General features: G+C 64.2%; 13 protein-coding genes. 9 read left to right on the top strand and 4 right to left on the bottom strand.

Annotated features, from left to right (window positions below; all coding sequences use genetic code 11):
- Positions 1–138 precede the first annotated feature (138 nt).
- The 3 genes from BN1969_RS01740 (at position 139) to BN1969_RS01730 (ending at position 4,846) form a co-directional block, all read left to right on the top strand.
- The gene (locus tag BN1969_RS01740; RefSeq protein WP_077138674.1) at positions 139–510 is read left to right on the top strand and encodes a sporulation initiation factor Spo0A C-terminal domain-containing protein; all 372 of its coding nucleotides are present in this window, start codon (positions 139–141) and stop codon (positions 508–510) included.
- 93 nt (positions 511–603) lie between these two features.
- Entirely contained in the window at positions 604–3,744 is a 3,141-nt protein-coding gene (locus tag BN1969_RS01735) for a UvrD-helicase domain-containing protein (RefSeq protein ID WP_050622707.1), read from the top strand.
- Positions 3,745–3,949: 205 nt separating this feature from the next.
- Complete coding sequence (locus tag BN1969_RS01730; RefSeq protein ID WP_050622706.1) at positions 3,950–4,846, top strand: stalk domain-containing protein; 897 nt, start codon at positions 3,950–3,952, stop codon at positions 4,844–4,846.
- 79 nt (positions 4,847–4,925) lie between these two features.
- On the opposite strand, the gene BN1969_RS01725 is transcribed toward BN1969_RS01730, so the two are convergent.
- Positions 4,926–5,810 (bottom strand): diacylglycerol/lipid kinase family protein, encoded by an 885-nt coding sequence (locus tag BN1969_RS01725; protein ID WP_082203640.1) that lies wholly within the window; start codon positions 5,808–5,810, stop codon positions 4,926–4,928.
- A gap of 71 nt (positions 5,811–5,881) precedes the next feature.
- On the opposite strand from BN1969_RS01725, the gene BN1969_RS17755 reads away from it, so the two are divergent.
- The 6 genes from BN1969_RS17755 (at position 5,882) to BN1969_RS01700 (ending at position 10,309) form a co-directional block, all read left to right on the top strand.
- Complete coding sequence (locus tag BN1969_RS17755) at positions 5,882–6,133, top strand: hypothetical protein (RefSeq protein ID WP_147576970.1); 252 nt, start codon at positions 5,882–5,884, stop codon at positions 6,131–6,133.
- A gap of 5 nt (positions 6,134–6,138) precedes the next feature.
- Entirely contained in the window at positions 6,139–6,867 is a 729-nt protein-coding gene (locus BN1969_RS01720) for an AzlC family ABC transporter permease (protein WP_050625358.1), read from the top strand.
- Entirely contained in the window at positions 6,864–7,199 is a 336-nt protein-coding gene (locus BN1969_RS01715; RefSeq protein ID WP_077138673.1) for a branched-chain amino acid transport AzlD family protein, read from the top strand. Before BN1969_RS01720 ends, BN1969_RS01715 begins: the two co-directional genes overlap by 4 nt.
- 12 nt (positions 7,200–7,211) lie before the next feature.
- Positions 7,212–8,369, top strand: a complete 1,158-nt coding sequence (locus BN1969_RS01710; protein WP_050622704.1) for a bifunctional chorismate mutase/prephenate dehydratase — start codon at positions 7,212–7,214, stop codon at positions 8,367–8,369.
- Between the two features lie 12 nt (positions 8,370–8,381).
- Positions 8,382–9,119, top strand: coding sequence for an SDR family NAD(P)-dependent oxidoreductase (locus BN1969_RS01705; RefSeq protein ID WP_050622703.1), 738 nt, complete (start codon positions 8,382–8,384; stop codon positions 9,117–9,119).
- A 119-nt stretch (positions 9,120–9,238) separates the two neighbouring features.
- The gene (locus tag BN1969_RS01700; RefSeq protein WP_050622702.1) at positions 9,239–10,309 is read left to right on the top strand and encodes a putative glycoside hydrolase; all 1,071 of its coding nucleotides are present in this window, start codon (positions 9,239–9,241) and stop codon (positions 10,307–10,309) included.
- Between the two features lie 106 nt (positions 10,310–10,415).
- Here the strand turns inward: BN1969_RS01700 and BN1969_RS01695 are convergent, their stop codons facing one another.
- The 3 genes from BN1969_RS01695 to BN1969_RS16920 all read right to left on the bottom strand — a co-directional run bounded on the left by BN1969_RS01695 (position 10,416) and on the right by BN1969_RS16920 (position 16,597).
- Complete coding sequence (locus tag BN1969_RS01695) at positions 10,416–11,762, bottom strand: 2-hydroxyacyl-CoA dehydratase (protein WP_050622701.1); 1,347 nt, start codon at positions 11,760–11,762, stop codon at positions 10,416–10,418.
- A gap of 142 nt (positions 11,763–11,904) precedes the next feature.
- Positions 11,905–14,838, bottom strand: coding sequence for an acyl-CoA dehydratase activase (locus BN1969_RS01690; RefSeq protein WP_050622700.1), 2,934 nt, complete (start codon positions 14,836–14,838; stop codon positions 11,905–11,907).
- A gap of 277 nt (positions 14,839–15,115) precedes the next feature.
- On the bottom strand, positions 15,116–16,597 hold the full coding sequence (locus tag BN1969_RS16920) for a BlaI/MecI/CopY family transcriptional regulator (RefSeq protein ID WP_077138672.1): 1,482 nt from the start codon (positions 16,595–16,597) through the stop codon (positions 15,116–15,118).
- Between the last annotated feature and the right edge of the window lie 218 nt (positions 16,598–16,815).

Below are 16,815 nucleotides of genomic sequence, written 5' to 3'. Positions count from 1 at the left end.
AGGAGGTGCAGAAAAAGGGGGGAATGTGGACAGCGAGTGTCGAATATAAACGAATCTAAGCGCATATCGTCGGATTTGATATAATTGCTTCCATTTTGTCGTATGATTTCCTTAAAACTAAATTGGGAGGAAATGTCGATGAATGAAATAAATGTAATTCGACGGGAACTGCGCGCCCTGGGGATCACGAGGCGATGCCGCTGTTATGGCCGCATCGTAATGGCCATTCAGCTGGCGGTGGACCAGGAGGACAGCCTGGAGGCAGTGACCAAGGAGATCTACTGGGAAGTGGGCAGCCGCTGCGGGCGGAAATGGACCGCGGTGGAGCGGAACATCCGCACTGCGGTGCAGATCGCGTGGCGGACCAACCCGGAACTGCTGCGGGAGATGGCGGGGTATCCCCTGGACGGGCCGCCCACCGCATCGGAATTTTTGGAGATCCTGTCCAACGATGTGCAGCGGGCGATGGAGAGAAGAGAGGAGGGAGTGTCTTCAACTCCCGGAATATGACAGAAAAAGGGGGAGAAAGCCGGCCCGTGCATTGCACCGGAGAGAGAAAAACAGTATAATGGAGGGGATCCTTGTGAAAAGAGGGGGACATCCATGTATATTGCTGATCTTCATATCCACTCCAGGTTCTCCCGGGCCACCAGCCGGGACTGCGACTTGCCCCACCTGGACTGGTGGGCCCGGCGCAAAGGCATCCAGCTGATAGGGACAGGGGACTTCACCCATCCGGCTTGGCGGGCGGAGATGCGGGAGCAGCTGGTCCCCGCGGGGGAGGGGGTCTATGCCCTGCGGGAGGGGCTGACAATGGAGGGGACTGCGCCCGGGGCCGCCCCCCGTTTCGTGGTCACCGGGGAGATCAGCTGCATCTACAAGCGCCACGGGCGGACGCGGAAGGTGCACAACCTGATCCTCCTCCCCAGCCTGGAAGCGGCGGAAGAACTGTCCGTCCGGCTGGAGACCATCGGCAACATCCACTCGGACGGCCGCCCCATTCTGGGGCTGGACAGCCGGGATCTGCTGGAGTTGACCCTGGAGACCTGCCCAGAGGCCGAATTCATCCCCGCCCATATCTGGACGCCCCACTTTGCCATGTTCGGTGCCTTCTCCGGCTTTGACACCGTCGAGGAGTGCTTTGGAGACCTGGCGGACCAGATCCACGGAGTGGAGACCGGACTGTCCTCTGACCCGCCCATGAACTGGCGGGTATCGGCGCTGGACCGGCTGAGCCTTCTGTCCCACTCGGATGCCCACTCCCCCTCCAGGCTGGGCCGGGAGGCCGACCTGCTGGACACCGGCCTCTCCTATCCGGAGCTGGTCCAGGCTATCCGCACCGGGGAGGGGCTTCTGGGCACCCTGGAGTTCTTCCCGGAGGAGGGAAAGTACCACCTGGACGGACACCGGAACTGCGGGGTGTGCCTCACCCCCGCCGAGACGGCGGAACGGGGCGGACTGTGTCCGGTGTGCGGGAAAAAGCTGACCATCGGGGTGGAGCACCGGGTGGAGGAGCTGGCCGACCGGCCGGCGGGCTTCCGGCCGGAGGAAGCCAAGCCCTTCGAGAGCCTGGCCCCCCTGCCGGAGGTGATCGCCGCCTCCACCGGCGGCTCGGCCGCCGGGAAAAAGACCCTGGAACAGTATGAGCGCTTGCTGCAGACCCTGGGGCCGGAATTCACTATCCTGCGGGACGTCCCCATAGAGGACCTGCAGCGGGAAGCGGGCCCCTGCGTGGCGGAGGGCATCCGGCGCCTGCGGCTGGGGCAGGTGGAGCGCCGCCCCGGGTTTGACGGGGAATACGGTGCCATCTCCCTCCTTGCCCCGGCGGAGATCCAGCGCCTGAGCGGACAGGTCTCCCTGTTTGGGGCAGAGGAGACCCCAAAACAGGGGGAGAAAAAGCGGGGACAGCTCCCAAAGCGGCCGAAGGCGGCGGAGCGGGAGGGGGAGCAGGGCCTCCAGCGCTCCAATCCCCAGCAGCAGGCGGCCATCTCGGCGGAGGAGCGAACCGTAGCGGTGGTGGCCGGACCTGGCACAGGCAAGACCAAGACCCTGGTGGACCGAATCGCGTGGCTGGTGGAGGAGCGGGGGGTCCGGCCGGGGGAGATCACTGCGGTGACCTTCACCAACCAGGCAGCCGCTGAGATGCGCCAGCGGCTGGAGGAGCGCCTGGGGCGGCGGGCCGCCTCCCGCATGACTATCGGGACCTTCCATGCCATCTGCCTGGCTCTGCTGGGGGATGTGGGGCTGATCGGCCAAGGGGAGGCCCTGTCCCTGGCGGAGGAGACCCTCCGGGTGCTGGGCCGGAAGGGGAGCGCACGGGCGCTGCTCCAGGGGGTGTCCCGGGTAAAAAACGGCGCGTCTCTGGAGACGGCTGGACTGGAAGAGGAGATTTGGCAGGCCTACTGTGCCCGGCTGGAGGAGCGGGGGATGCTGGACTTTGATGACCTGCTCATCCGGGCGCTGGCGCTGGACACTGGGGGCCGGACCTGCTTCCGGCACCTGCTGGTAGACGAGTTCCAGGACATCAACGAGACCCAGTACCGGTTGGTCCGGGCCTGGAGCGCCAGCGGGTCGCTCTTTGTCATCGGAGACCCGGACCAGTCTATCTACGGTTTCCGGGGGGCGGACGGGAAGTGTTTCCAGCGCCTGCGGGCGGAACGGCCGGAGCTGCGGGAGATCCGGCTGGTGGAGAACTACCGCTCCACGCCGGAGGTGCTGGAGGCTGCCGCCCCCGTGATCGAGAAAAATCCGGGCGGTTGCCGCCGCCTGCGCCCCAACCGGCCCTCCGGCCCGGCGGTACGGATGGTGAGGAGCCCGGATGCCTTCTCTGAGGGGGTGTTTCTCGCCAAGGAGATCGGCCGTATGACCGGCGGGGTGGACATGCTGGAGGCCCAGGCCCTGGGCCACGAGCGGACAGTGCGGGCTTTCTCTGACATCGCCGTCCTCTGCCGCACCCATCGGCAGCTGGAGCTGGTGGAGAAGTGCCTGCGTCACGACGACATCCCCTGTGTGGTCAGCGGGCGGGAGGACTTTCTGGAGGACCGCCAGGTGCGGGGAGTGCTGGCCTTCTTCCGCTCCCTCCAAAGCCCGGCGGACCCTGCAGCCCTGGAGACCGCGCTGGGCCTTCTGTGGGACTGTCCCGCCGACCTGGCCGGAAGGGCCCGCCGCCTCTGGACACAGGGGGCAGACCTGGCGGCCTTGGAGGAGGCGGTCCGAGGCTATGGCCATCTGGAGCTTTGGCTGGACCGGGTGAAGGAGTGGGAGCCAGCGGTGGAGAAGGAGAAGCCATGGAAACTGGTAGAGGGTTGGGAGGAGCGGTACGGGACCTCGCCGGCCTTGGAGAAGCTGCGGAATACGGCGGTGTTCTACCCAGCCTTCCGCTCCCTCTGGGAGGCCCTCACTCTGGGGGAGGAGGCGGATGTGCGCCGGGCTGCGGGCCGGGGCTGGGAGTCCGGGGCTGTCCGGCTGATGACTCTCCACGCCTCCAAGGGACTGGAGTTTCCTGCCGTCTTTGTGGCGGGACTGACAGAAGGCACGCTTCCCCTTGAGATGCCCGGCCGTCCGGCGGATCTGGAGGAGGAGCGCCGGCTGCTCTATGTGGGGATGACCCGGGCCCGGGAGGAGCTGATCCTCAGCGCCGGGGGCGGACCCTCTCCCTTCCTGGACAGCCTGCCGCAGGGCGTGGCCCAAGAGCAGGCGGGCCGGAGGCAGGAGCGGAGACTAGAGCAGCTGAGCCTCTTCTGAGACGGGGAGCCCCCAGGTCCGGCAGAATCAGTACACTGGAAAAGAGAGACATCTGCGGCTGCGCCCTTGACAGTGGGTGTGTGTCCCATTAGTATGGAGGAGCGGGGACGAAAAAATAAACGGTCCGGGATGGAACAAAATCCCGTGTCGGGTCGTCTATACAAATAGAAGGAACACTTTGGATACCAGGAAAGGAAACGCGACTATGAAATGGAATCGGCTGTTGGCCGGCGCGGTGTGTGCCTCCCTGCTGAGCGTACCCGTCTGGGCTGTGGAGGGCGGGGAGGCTCCGGCCGCCGGGGCGGGCCAGACATCTTCCACGGCCTGCGGGGTGACGCTGGACGGAGTTTGCCTGGACCTGAGCGAGGCGCCCGCCGCGCCCTACCAGGAGAACGGACAGGTGATGCTCCCGCTGTGGAAGGTGGCCCAGGCCCTGGGATGGACTGTGACCTGGCTGCCGGAAGAGAACGGGACCCGCATCGAAAATGAGGATCAGGTCATGAACCTGACCTACGGATTGGACCGCTATGCCTGCGCCAGCAAGTCCTCCATCGGGGCGACCTCGCCGGAGCACTATGGAGCGGCGCCGGTGGTGGTGGCGGGACGTACCTACGTCCCCGCCTCCATGTTCCAGCTGCTCTCCTGCACCGTGACGATGGAGGGGGGGACCGTGGCCCTGCGGACAGAGGGCGCACCACCCGCGGAGGACGAACCGCCCTCCGGCGGGGCAGTGGAGTATCAGACCGCAGCCGAGGCGGAGCAGGCGGTGGGGTTCCCATTGAAAGCTCCCGGGGAGCTGGGAGCCCCTGAAAAGATCCAGGTGATCAGCGGAGCGGTGGCCCAGCTGAACTGGCCGGAGGGCATCAGCTATCGGGTGGCCCGGGGGAGCCAGGAGGTCAGCGGCAGCTACACTGCCTACGGCTGGGAACGGAGCCAGAGTGCGGGAGAACAGATGGTGACCATCAAGGGGAATGGGGACTGGACCTATCTGGCCGCGTGGAAGGACGGGACATACAGCCATGCTCTCGCTTTTGAACAGGGCGTGAGCGCCCAGCGGGCAGTCAGCCTAGTTGGGGACCTGGTCCCGCTGTCTGGGGAATAAGCGCATCAAAAAGGAGGGAGCCCCGCTCCGCCGGCACCATGGCCGGCGGAGCGGGGCTCCTTTGAGAAAGAAAGGGGGCTCAGTCCCCCTGCATCACAGTCAGGGCCTGGCGGCAGTTCTCCACTACGTTGATCTCGTGGCTGCCCCCGTACTCCCCATCCAGCGTCCAGGGAATGGGCTTTTCGGCGGTGAACTTCAGATGGGAGGCGTGGAAGGAGAGCACGGCCCCTGACTGGGGGGGCTCCTGTCGGATAAGGGCCTGGAGGCTGTCAGTGAGGTCGGTGATGCTGGTGGGCTTGCGGACCAGAATGACCTCAAACAGCCCGTCATCCAGCACCACCCGGTCTGTAGGCAGGGCCTTCATTCCGCCTACGGAGATGGTGTTGCACACCATTCCGTAAAAGAAATCGTCCTCCAGCACCTGGTCGTCGCACTCGATCCTCAGGTGGTAGGGGGTGATGGAGGGGAGGGAGGCGATGCCCGCCATCACATAGGCCAGATGGCCGAAGGTGTTTTTCAGATCCTGGGGGGTGTCGTAGGATACCTCGGTGAAGGCGCCGAAAGCGGCCACATAGACGAAGGGGCGGCCGTTGAGCCTGCCGATATCCCAGGGGCGGGGAACGCCGGTCTCTGAGGCGGTCTGGGCGGCTTTCACCGGGTCCCGGGGCAGGCGCAGGGTGGTGGCGCAGTCGTTGGTGGAGCCAAAGGGGATGTAACCCAGCACCGGCGGATGGTCCAGCTGCATCAGGCCGGACACCGTCTCGCTGAGCGTGCCGTCCCCGCCGGAGCAGACCACCCGGTCGAACTGGCCGCCCAGCTCGGCGGCGATGCGGGTGGCATCCGCCTTCCCCTGGGTGGGATAGACGGTGGTCAGGTAGCCCGCCTTGGTAAAGACATCCAGAACAGCGGCCAGATCGGCCGTCACCCGCCCCTTGCCGGCGGTGGGGTTGTAGAGAAAAAGCATGGTTTTCAAAGCTGGGGCCTCACTTTTTTATGAGATTGGCGCCCGGAGCGCCCCGTCCTTGGACTCCCCGGATGCTGCTGATTACGAATTATTATAAGGAATGGGACGGAAAAAACAAGGGAAAATTTGTGAATCTTTATGTCATCTGTACAGGAGAAAAGAAAGGAACGGGCCCGTTCCCGGAAAATGGCGGAAAAAGTGGGAAAATCCCTTGCGTATCCGGCCAAAAACGAGTAAAATGTGGAACGCAACAAACTTGGTGCCCGGCGGAGGTGTGTGCTGCCCCGTCTCAGCAGACGGCACCACCGCTATGGGGTGAATGAAAGAGATGGATCGAAACGTCCTCTCCGCCGCTTTCCATGTCACCATTCCGGTGCTGATGGGCTATCTGGCCATCGGGATGGCCTTCGGCCTGATGATGGATTCGGCGGGATACAATGTGTTCTGGGCCCTGCTGATGAGCCTGATCATCTATGCCGGGGCCGGACAGTACATGGGGGTGACTCTGCTGGCTGCGGGGGCCTCCCCCCTTCAGACGGCTCTGATGACCCTGTTGCTGAACTTCCGGCACATGTTCTACGGCCTGTCTATGCTGGAAAAGTTCCGGGGGATGGGGCTGCGGAAGCTCTATATGATCTTTTCCCTCACTGATGAGACTTATGCGCTGCTGGCGTCCGCCAAGGCGCCGGAGGGGGTGCGGGAGAAGGACTACTACCTGGCCATTGCCCTGATGGACCACAGTTACTGGGTGCTGGGCACGGTTCTGGGCTCCCTGCTGGGCAGTGCCCTGTCCTTTGACACCACCGGAGTAGACTTCGCCATGACCGCCCTCTTCATCGTCATCGCGGTGGGCCAATGGAAGGGGACCCGGAACCATCTGCCAGCTGCTATCGGCTGCCTGGCCACCCTGGCCAGCCTGCGGCTGGCGGGGGAGGATAATATGCTGATCCTGGCGCTGGTGGTCATCGTGGCCGCCCTGCTGGTATTTTCACCTAAAATGCCGGAGGGACAGGCCCTGCACAAGGCCGGGACAGGAAAGGAGGAGCGGACGCTGTGAACGGAGAGACCACACGGGATCTGCTCCTGATCCTGGTGATGGCCGTGGTGACCTTTGCCACCCGGCTGCTGCCCTTCCTGCTCTTTGACCGGGGGGAGGAGCCCCCCAAGGCGGTGCTCTATCTGGGGCGGGTGCTGCCCCCGGCCATCATGGCCATGCTGATCGTCTACTGCCTGAAGGGCGTCAGCTTTGCCACCCCGGCGGGGTGGGTACCCGCCCTCCTCTCCTGCGGGGCGGTGGTCCTCCTCCATCTGTGGAAGGGGAACGATCTGCTCTCCATCTTTGGAGGGACGATCCTGTATATGGCCCTGGTCCAGGGCGTGTTTGGGTAAGGAGGAGCGGAAATGGAAGACTGTTTGGCCGCCCTGCGGCAAGAGGTGGACCGCCTGGACGATCAGATCGCGGAGCTGTTTTTGAAGCGCATGGAGGTGACCGGCCGGATCGGGGCCTGCAAGGAGGAGCTGGGGCTGCCCCTGATGGACCCCCGGCGGGAGCTGGAGGTGCTCCGGAGCGCAGCGGCGGAGACGTTGGATGAGGGCCGGAAACTAGAGCTGGCCCACCTGTTTGAGACTGTGCTGGCCCTCAGCCGCCGGGACCTGCGGCGCCGGGTGGGAGGGAACGATCCCGGTCCGGGATACAGCCGATGCCGGAGGGCCGAGGCCGCCGCGCGGCAGCCGGTGGAGAGACCCAGGGTGGTCTATCAGGGCGTGGCGGGGGCATACAGCGAGATGGCCTCCCTGCGTTTTTTTGGAGAGGACTGCCGGTGCCAGGGCCTGCCCACCTTTGAAGAGGTGTTCCAGACAGTGGCCCAGGGCGGGGCGGACTACGGCGTGGTGCCCATCGAAAACAGCTCCACCGGGGCTATCCGCCAGGTGTACGAGCTGCTGGGCAGGTATGAGTGCTACATCGTGGGGGAGAATACCGTCAAGGTAGAGCACTGCCTGATGGCTCCCCATGGGGCTACCCTGGATACCATCACCCATGTCTATTCCCACGAGCAGGGGCTCTTCCAGTGCGAGCCCTTCCTGGCCCGGCATCCCGGCTGGGTGGGGGTGGCCCACGGGGACACGGCGGGCAGCGCTCAGTATGTGGCCCAGACCGGGGATATCACCAAGGCGGCCATCTGTTCCAGCCGGGCGGCGGAGCTGTATGGCCTGGAGATTCTGGCCCGGGGAGTCAACTACAACAGCAACAACACCACCCGCTTCGTGGTGGTCTCCCCGGTGATGGAGCTGCGGGAGGGGGCGGACAAGATCTCCGCGGTCCTCAGCCTTCCGGACGAGGTGGGCAGCCTCCATGAGGTACTCACCATCTTTGCCGTCCACGGGCTGAACCTGGTGAAGCTGGAGTCCCGCCCTCTGCCGGGACGGAGCTGGGAGTATCTGTTCTTCCTGGAGTTTGACGGGAGTCTGGCGGACCCGGCGATGGACGGTGCCCTCCAGGAGCTGTCCCAGGCATCCGCAGAGATGCGGGTCCTGGGGAACTTCAAAAGCAATCTGTAAGGAGGAGAGGCGATGGACAGGGCTGTGCTTATCACCGGAGCTTCCCGGGGCATCGGGGCGGCGGTGGCCCGCCGCTTTGCCCGGGAGGGCTGGCGTGTGGGGGTGAATTACCGCACCTCCCGTGGCCGGGCGGAGGCCCTGGCAGCAGAGATCGCCGCCGCCGGGGGACAGACCGCCCTCCTGCCCGGCGATGTGTCTGACCCGGCCCAGGCGGCCGCTCTGGTCCGGGCGGCGGAGGAACAGCTGGGCCCCCTGGACGCCCTGGTGTGCAACGCAGGGGTCGCCCTGCCCCAGCAGTTGCTTACCGACACCACGGACGAGCAGTGGCGCCAGGTGATGGGGGTGGATCTGGACGGGGTGTTCTACACCCTGCGGGCGGCGGTCCCCGGCTTTGTCCGCCGGCAGCGGGGGGCCATCGTCACCGTATCCTCCATGTGGGGGGTCACTGGCGGCTCCTGCGAGGTGGCCTATTCCGCCGCGAAGGCGGGGGTCATCGGCCTGACCAAGGCGCTGGCCAAGGAGCTGGGGCCCTCCCACATCACCGTCAACTGCGTGGCCCCCGGGGTCATCGACACGGAGATGAACGGGGGACTGGATAGCGAGGCCCTGGCCGCTCTGGCGGAGGAGACCCCCCTGGGCCGGATCGGCACGGCGGAAGAGGTGGCGGAGAGCGTGTGGTTCCTGGCAGGGGGCGGCGCCCCCTTCCTCACCGGACAGGTGATCCAGCCCAACGGCGGGATCGTGATCTGACCGCGGGAGCGGGAGAGAGGGAATAGCGCCGCCGAAAGGCGGCATACTGAAATGAGACGACCCCCCGAGGGAGAGGGCGGACCCCTTTCACGCCGGGTGGGTGGGAAAGGAGGTCCGTGATGCGCGGGAAGCGGTTCGTGTACGGCTCCTACCGGGGACGGAGGAGCACCACAGACGTGTTGAAGACCGTAGCCCTGATCCTGGCGGTACTGGTGGTGCTGGCCGTGGCCGGAGTGTGGATGGCGCAGAAATACATCGTCTACGACGACGGGGGTTATCACCTGGAGCTGCCCTTCTTTCAAAAGGAGGGACCGGCCCAGGAGCCGGAGGACTTCCGGGTGGCGGTAGAGCCCGCCGCCTCCCAGCCGGAGGAGACACCGGAGGAGGGAGAGCCCCTTCTGGCGGCGGTGACTGTCCCCCTTTCAGCGGTGGAGGACGGCTCGGCGGAGGCGCTGGCCGCCCAGGCAGGAGCCAACAGCGTCCTGCTGGACATGAAGACAGACCGGGGCCAGCTGGGCTTCGTCTCCCAGCTGGCCATGGCCGCCTCGGCGGGGGTCAACGCCGGACAGGCGGACATCAACCGCCAGCTCCAGGCCCTCAACAGCGGGGAGCTGTACACGGTGGCCCGCCTGTCCTGCTTCCGGGACCACGCCCTGGCCAAGGATGAGACATATGCCATCCGGACCAACAGCGGCTACCGGTGGACCGATCCGGAGGAGCTGCGGTGGAGCAGCCCAGCCAGTCAGGCGGTCCAGGACTATCTGGTCGCTCTGATGGTGGAGCTGGCCCAGCTGGGCTTTGACGAGATCCTGCTGGACAACTGGGGCTATCCGGCGGAGGGAAATCTGGGCTATATCAAGCAGGGGGATGCCTACGACCTGGAGCACCTGTCTCAGCCGGTGGAGGAGTTCCTCGCCAGAGCGGAGGCGGCTCTGGAGCCCTACGGGACGCGGCTGGCCCTTCGGAGCACCTGGGCGGTGCTGGAGGGGGAGGAGAGTCCCGGCGGCCAGACGGCCCAGCTGCTGGAGCGGTATGCCCAGCGGGTCTGGCTGGAGGCGCCGGAGGACGGTATGGCGGACCTGCTTTCCCAAGCGGGGCTCCCAGAAGGAGAGGAGCGGCTGGCCCTGCTGGTGGAAGAGCTGGACCCAGACCTGGACTGTTCCCAGGGGATCTGGGACCCGGAGACGTGAATTCCGTACGAGGAAACAGGCAAGGCGTCTGAGCTCTCGCTCAGACGCCTTGTTTTTCTCCCAAAGAGGGCGGAGCCATGTGGCTCCGCCCTCTGGAAGATAGAATTTACGCGTGGGCCCCGGCGTGGGTGTAGGAGGAGGGGGTGGGGGCCGCCTCCCGGGCGGCGGCGGGGGCTTCCCCGCCCTGCTGCTTGGCCAGCGCCTTGGCGTTGGCCAGCATCAGCTTGATGCGGTTCTCCTGGTTGATCTTGGTGGCGCCGGGGTCGTAGTCGATAGCCACCACATTGCTGTACGGATAGTCGTCCTTCAGCTTGCGCAGCATGCCCTTGCCCACGATGTGGTTGGGCAGACAGCCGAAGGGCTGGGTGCAGACGATGTTGGGGGTGCCGGTGTGAATGAGCTCCAGCATCTCGGCGGTGAGGAGCCAGCCCTCTCCCATCTTATTGCCGTCCCCCAGATAGCCCTGGATCATTCGGTGCAGGTCCTGGAAGGTGCCCGGTGCACGGAAGCGGCCGGAGCGCTCCAGCGCCTGGATCATGTCCTTCTGACAGGCCTCGATGTACTTCATAAAGAGCTGGCAGGCAGCCTTCTTGATCCACTTGCCGCCGTACAGATCCACGTCCACTACCCGGTTGTAGATCTTGAAGATCATGAAATCGGTGAGGCCGGGGACCACGGGTTCGGCCCCCTCGGAGAGCAGAAAGTCCTCCAGATTATTGTTGCCCAGGGGGGAGAACTTTACATAGATCTCACCCACGACGCCCACCCGCACCTTCTGCTCCCCAGTGACGGGGATGGAGGCAAAGTCGGCGCAGATGGCGTCAAAGTTGGTCCGCATCTGGCCGCGGCTCATCCCCTTACCCTGCTGGAAGCCCTGGATCAGCCGGCCCTGCCAGGTGGAGACCATGGCGTCAGTGGTGCCCCGCTCCCGCTCATAGGGCCGGACCTGGTTGGCCACATTGACGATGATGTCCCCGTACATCATGGCGTAGACCATCTTGCGGATGATGGGGAGAGTGAGGGAGAAGCCGGGATTTTTCTCCAGACCGGACAGATTCACCGAGATCACCGGCACAAAGGCCAGGTCCGCTTTTTCCAGCGCCTTGCGCAGCAGGTGGATGTAGTTGGAGGCCCGGCAGCCGCCCCCGGTCTGGGTGATGAACAGGGCCACCTTGTGGGGGTCATAGCCGCCGTGCTTGATGGCGTCGATCAGCTGTCCGATGACCAGCAGGGCGGGGTAGCAGGTGTCGTTGTGGACATATTTGAGCCCTTCATCGATGATGCCCCGGTGGTTGGAGGTGAGCATATCCACCTTGTAGCCCTCCAGCTCCAGCAGACGCTGGAACATCCCGAAGTGGACGGGCAGCATCTGGGGCATGAGGATGGTGTACTCCTCCTTCATCTCCTTGGTAAAGAGGAGACGGCCGGTGTCGTCATATACTAGCTTCGCCATATCAAAATCCCTTTCTGCCGATAGTCGCAATAAAATCAGGAATGGGGAACGAAAAGTCAGGAATTGAGGGGGCCGGCTGCGCCGGCGCGTTTGAACCGGTCCCGCCGGAGCGGATCGGTCCCAGTTCCCTCATTTCTGATTTCTAATTTTCTTTTCGCGCATCAATGGCCGCCATGAGGGAGCGGATGCGGATCTTGACGGCGCCCAGGTTGCTGATGTCGTCGATCTTCAGCTGAGTGTACAGCTTATCCCCGTCCTCCAGAATGGAGCGCATCTCGTCGGTGGTGATGGCGTCGGTGCCGCAGCCGAAGGAGACCAGCTGGACCACCTGCATGTCGGGCTGGGTGCACACATACCGGGCGGCGTTGTACATCCGGCTCTGGAAGGTCCACTGGTTGAGCACCTTCCGGGGGGCGTAGCCCTCCAGATAGCTCAGGGCGTCCTCCGTGACCAGCACGAAGCCGAAGGAGGTGATCAGATCGTTGATGCCGTGGTTGATCTCCGGGTCGATGTGATAGGGGCGGCCACACACCACGATGATGTTCAGCCCGTGGGAGCGGGCGTAGTCGATGTATTCCTTGCCGGTGGCGCGTACGTCGTGGACGTAGGCCTCATAGGCCTCGTAGGCGGCCCGGGCGGCGGCTGCCGACTCCTTTTTGGGGATGCCGAACTCCTGATGCATCAGCTGGGCGATGCGCTTGCCGAAGTCCTTGTGCCGCCACAGGCCCACATAGGGGTCCAGGAAACGGGTCTGCTTTAGAGAGGGCACGTTGGCGGCGATCAGCTCGGGGTAGTAGGCCACCACCGGGCAGTTGTAGTGGTTGTCTCCGATGCCCTCGTCGTTGTTGTAGGACATGCAGGGGTACCAGACGGCGTCCACCCCCGCCTCCACCAGGGCCTCCACGTGGCCGTGGAGCAGCTTGGCGGGGTAGCACACTGTATCGGAGGGGATGGTGCGCTGCCCCTTGAGATACAGCTTGCGGGAGGACTCAGGGGAGAGGACCACCTCAAAGTTCAGCTTGGTGAAGAAAGTGAACCAGAAGGGGAGATTTTCGTACATGTTCAGCCCGAAGGGGATGCCGATGCGGCCCCGGGAACCGTCCCCCTCCCCCTTGCCGTGGAGAGCACGGAGCTTCTGATACTTGTACCGCATCAGGTCGGGCAGGTGGTGGGGCTCCTCCCCCAGGGGGCGGGAGCAGCGGTTGCCCGAGATAAAGCGCCGCCCGCCGTCGAAGGTGTTGACAGTGAGGGAGCAGTGGTTGGTGCACAGACCGCAGGTGGCGGGCTTGGCGGTGTGGGTGAACTTCTCCAGGTCCTGGGAGGAGAGCAGGGCGCTCCGCTCCAGGTGCAGGTCCCGGGCGGCCAGAGCGGCCCCAAAGGCCCCCATGATGCCGGCAATGGTGGGCCGGGTCACCTCCCGCCCCAGCTCTCGCTCAAAGGAGCGGAGCACCGCGTCATTGAGGAAGGTCCCGCCCTGGACCACGATGTGCTGGCCTAAGTCGTCAGCGGAGGCGGCCCGGATGACCTTGTAGATGGCGTTTTTCACGATGGAGATAGACAGGCCGGCGGAGATGTCCTCCACGCTGGCGCCGTCCTTTTGGGCCTGCTTGACGCTGGAGTTCATGAACACGGTGCAGCGGGAGCCCAGGTTGACGGGCTTTTTGGCAAACAGGCCCATCTTGGAGAAGTCGGCGATGTTGGAGCCCAGGGCCTTGGCAAAGGTCTCGATAAAGGAGCCGCACCCGGAGGAACAGGCCTCGTTGAGCATGATGGAGTCCACCGCGCCGTTGCGGATCTTGAAACACTTCATGTCCTGGCCGCCGATGTCGATGATGAAATCCACATCGGGGTTGAAGTGGGCGGCGGCCTTGTAGTGGGCCACCGTCTCCACCAGGCCCAGGTCACAGGAGAAGGCGTTTTTGATCAGGTCCTCGCCATAGCCGGTGACCGCCGCGCCTTTGATCTGGATGCGGTCGCCGCACAGCTCGTAGATTTTTTTCAGCTGCTCCAGGACGATGGAGACCGGGTTGCCCAGGTTGGAGTGGTAGTAGGTGTAGAGCAGTCCGCCGTCGGCGGTGATGAGGGCCAGTTTGGTGGTGGTGGAGCCTGCATCCATCCCCAGCCAAGCGGGGCCGGCGTAAGTGTGGATGTCCGCCTCTGGGGGCCGGCTGGCATTGTGCCGGGCCAGAAAGGCGTCGTACTCCTCCTGCGTGTCAAAGAGAGGGGGCATGGTGTCCGCCGAGGTGTTGGTCTCCCGGCTCTCCTCCAGCCGCTTCAGGGCGTCCTCAAAGGGGACGGGCTCGTAGTCGGTGGCGCACAGGGCCGCGCCCATGGCGGCGAAGCAGTCCCCGTCTTCCGGAAAGACGGCATGCTCCCCGTCCAGCTTCAGGGTCTCCACAAAACGTTGCCGCAGGCCCATCAGGAAGTGGAGGGGCCCGCCCAGAAAGACGATCTTTCCCTTCAGCTCCCGGCCCTGGGTGAGGCCGGCTACCGTCTGGTCCACCACCGCCTGGAAGATGGAGGCGGCTACGTCCTCTTTCCGACCGCCCTGGTTCAGGATGGGCTGGATATCGCTCTTGGCGAACACGCCGCAGCGGCTTGCAATGGGGTAGATCTTCTCGTGCTTCAGGGAGAGGGAGTCCAGCTCGTTCACCGACACATTCATCAGGGTGGCCATCTGGTCGATGAAGGCGCCCGTCCCGCCGGCGCAGGAGCCGTTCATCCGCTCCTCCAGCGCGCCGCCGAAAAAGATGATCTTGGCGTCCTCGCCGCCCAGCTCGATGACGGCATCGGTGTCCGGAATGTAGGTGTTCACCGCGGCGGCGGTGGCGTACACTTCCTGGACGAAGTCCAGGCCGGCAGCCTTGGCCACCCCCAGGCCGGCGGAGCCGGTGATGACCAGCTTGACCCGCTGGCCGCTGAGCTGGCCCGAGATGGACTTCAAGGTCTCACAGGCCCGCTCCCGGGTCTTGGAGTAGTGCCGCTCATAGGAGCGGAACAGCAGCTTGTTCTGTTCATCCAGCACCACCACTTTCACTGTGGTGGAGCCGATGTCGATACCGATGCGCAGACTCATAAATCAAGAAACTCCTACCGTTGGGACGCCATAAGGACCCAAAATAATCACTTCTAATGATAGTGCAGGCGCAAAAACTTTACAACAATCTTAACGGATTCTTAACGGCTGAAAACGCAGGAAATACGACTTTTTTATGCCGGAAATCCGTCAATTTGACAACAGGGGGAAAATATGCCGCCTCCCACAGGCACAAGGGCCGGGGGGAGGCGGACGGGGTGGCGTCAGGATATCTTTACGCCCACACAAGAGGCGCGAGGCCAGGAGACAGTGGCTGTCAAGCGGCCCGATCCCGATCCTCCTGCCGGTCACTGATCTGCACCAGAGCGTGGCACATTTCCCTGCTGGACAGGGAGAGACGGCCCAGCTCCCCACCGCCTTCGCCGCAGAAGATCAGGCAGGAGTCATAGTACAGCTCCACAGGGTCCAGGGTACCGTCCTGGGGATTACTGGAGGACAAGAGCTGCCGCACCTCCTCCACCAGGACGGCGTCCCGGATGGAGGCGTACCGTCCGGTGAGAGAGCCGAAGTATGCCACAAAGGAATGGGCTTGAGCAGCCACGGTGGAGAGGTCCTGGAGCCAAGACAGCTCCTGGACCCATTGGGCAGTTCCGCTGGGGAGAAGGGCCAGGGGAAGCGGACCGTTCTCTTGGGCAAGGATCAGACAGCAGTTCCGCTCCTGCTCAGCGAGATAGAAGACTACGCCGTCTCCTGGCCCGCCGGAAATGCGGAGAAAGGGAACAGTATCCGGGTCAAAGTTCACGGAATCGGTGGGGTGCCCACCGCCGGAAAGGAAGGTGACCAGCTGTGCCCTGGCCTCTGGGGAGGAGATGAGGGGCGCAGTGCTGCTGTAAGCGCGCCCCTTGCAGCACTGGACAGCGTCGGCCTGCCGGATGGCGGAGAGCAGGTCATCCTGGGTCTGAATGGAGGGAGACTGAGCTGAGAGACGGAGGAGCTGAGGAATGGTGCTGCTGGGCAGGGCAGCCACGGGGACGGCCCCGCTGGCCGTCCCGTCCAGATAGGGCAGGACATAGACCGGGCCGTTGGATGAGGGATAGAGGTAGAAATACATCCAGTCCTCCCTCATGGAGAGGGCCAGTTGATAGGAATATGGAGCCATGTCCGAGAACCCGAAAGCTGTCGCATCCCTGCTGTCGTCATACTCTACCGCCTGAAGCAGGAGCGACCGGGCCTCCTCCAGGGCACCCTCCTCCTCTATGGGAGGATACCCCGCGCTGGAGACTGGCGGCGCTGTGAGATGGATGGACCGAGCGTCCTCCACGGCCGCCGCATACCCGGCGTAGCTGTATGGGGAGGGGGGACCGCCCCCGAAGGCGAGCACCGCCGCCAGCGTCAGGAGCACCGCCGCTGCGGCCAGAGCGGCTTTTTGGGGGCGGTCCCCCTTCACCAGCCGGGCCACCCGCTGTTGGATGGCCTGCCTGCCCTCCGCCATGGCGGACACCATCAGCCCCATACTCCCCCGATAGATATGGTCTGGGAAGGAGCGGACCTCCGACTTTGCTGCCTCCTCCCTCCGAACACAGGGGTGGTACTGCTTGTCCTGGCCCACGGGCGTGCTGCGGACCAGTCCATTGGCCTCCATCCGCTCCAGAGTGGTGATGGTGGTGTCCTTGGCCCAGCCTGCCCGCTGGGAGAGCCGGGCTGCCAGCTGCATCACTGTCTGAGGCGCATGCTCCCACAGACAATCCATCACATACCATTCGCTCTGAGTTAGACAGACTTCTTTCCGCACCACCATCCTGTAGACCCTCCCTTTGTCTATCGTATAGACTGATTATAGCAGGGAAGGTCTACAATGTCGATTCAATAAAGTGCCGCCTTCCATTTTGACTTTTAGTGTGGATTTCCTTCCGGTGCGTCTGCCCCGGGAGGATAGGGGGTAAAAGAAGAGTAGGATTACGCATTAATAAAATAAAAGGGCCCGCCGCGGGCGCGTGACGCGCCTGCGGCGGGCGG

Source organism: Clostridium phoceensis, assembly GCF_001244495.1.
GTDB classification, from domain to species: domain Bacteria; phylum Bacillota; class Clostridia; order Oscillospirales; family Oscillospiraceae; genus Lawsonibacter; species Lawsonibacter asaccharolyticus.
The sequence above is the reverse complement of the archived record's forward strand: the minus strand, read 5'-3'. Positions and strand labels throughout refer to the sequence as shown.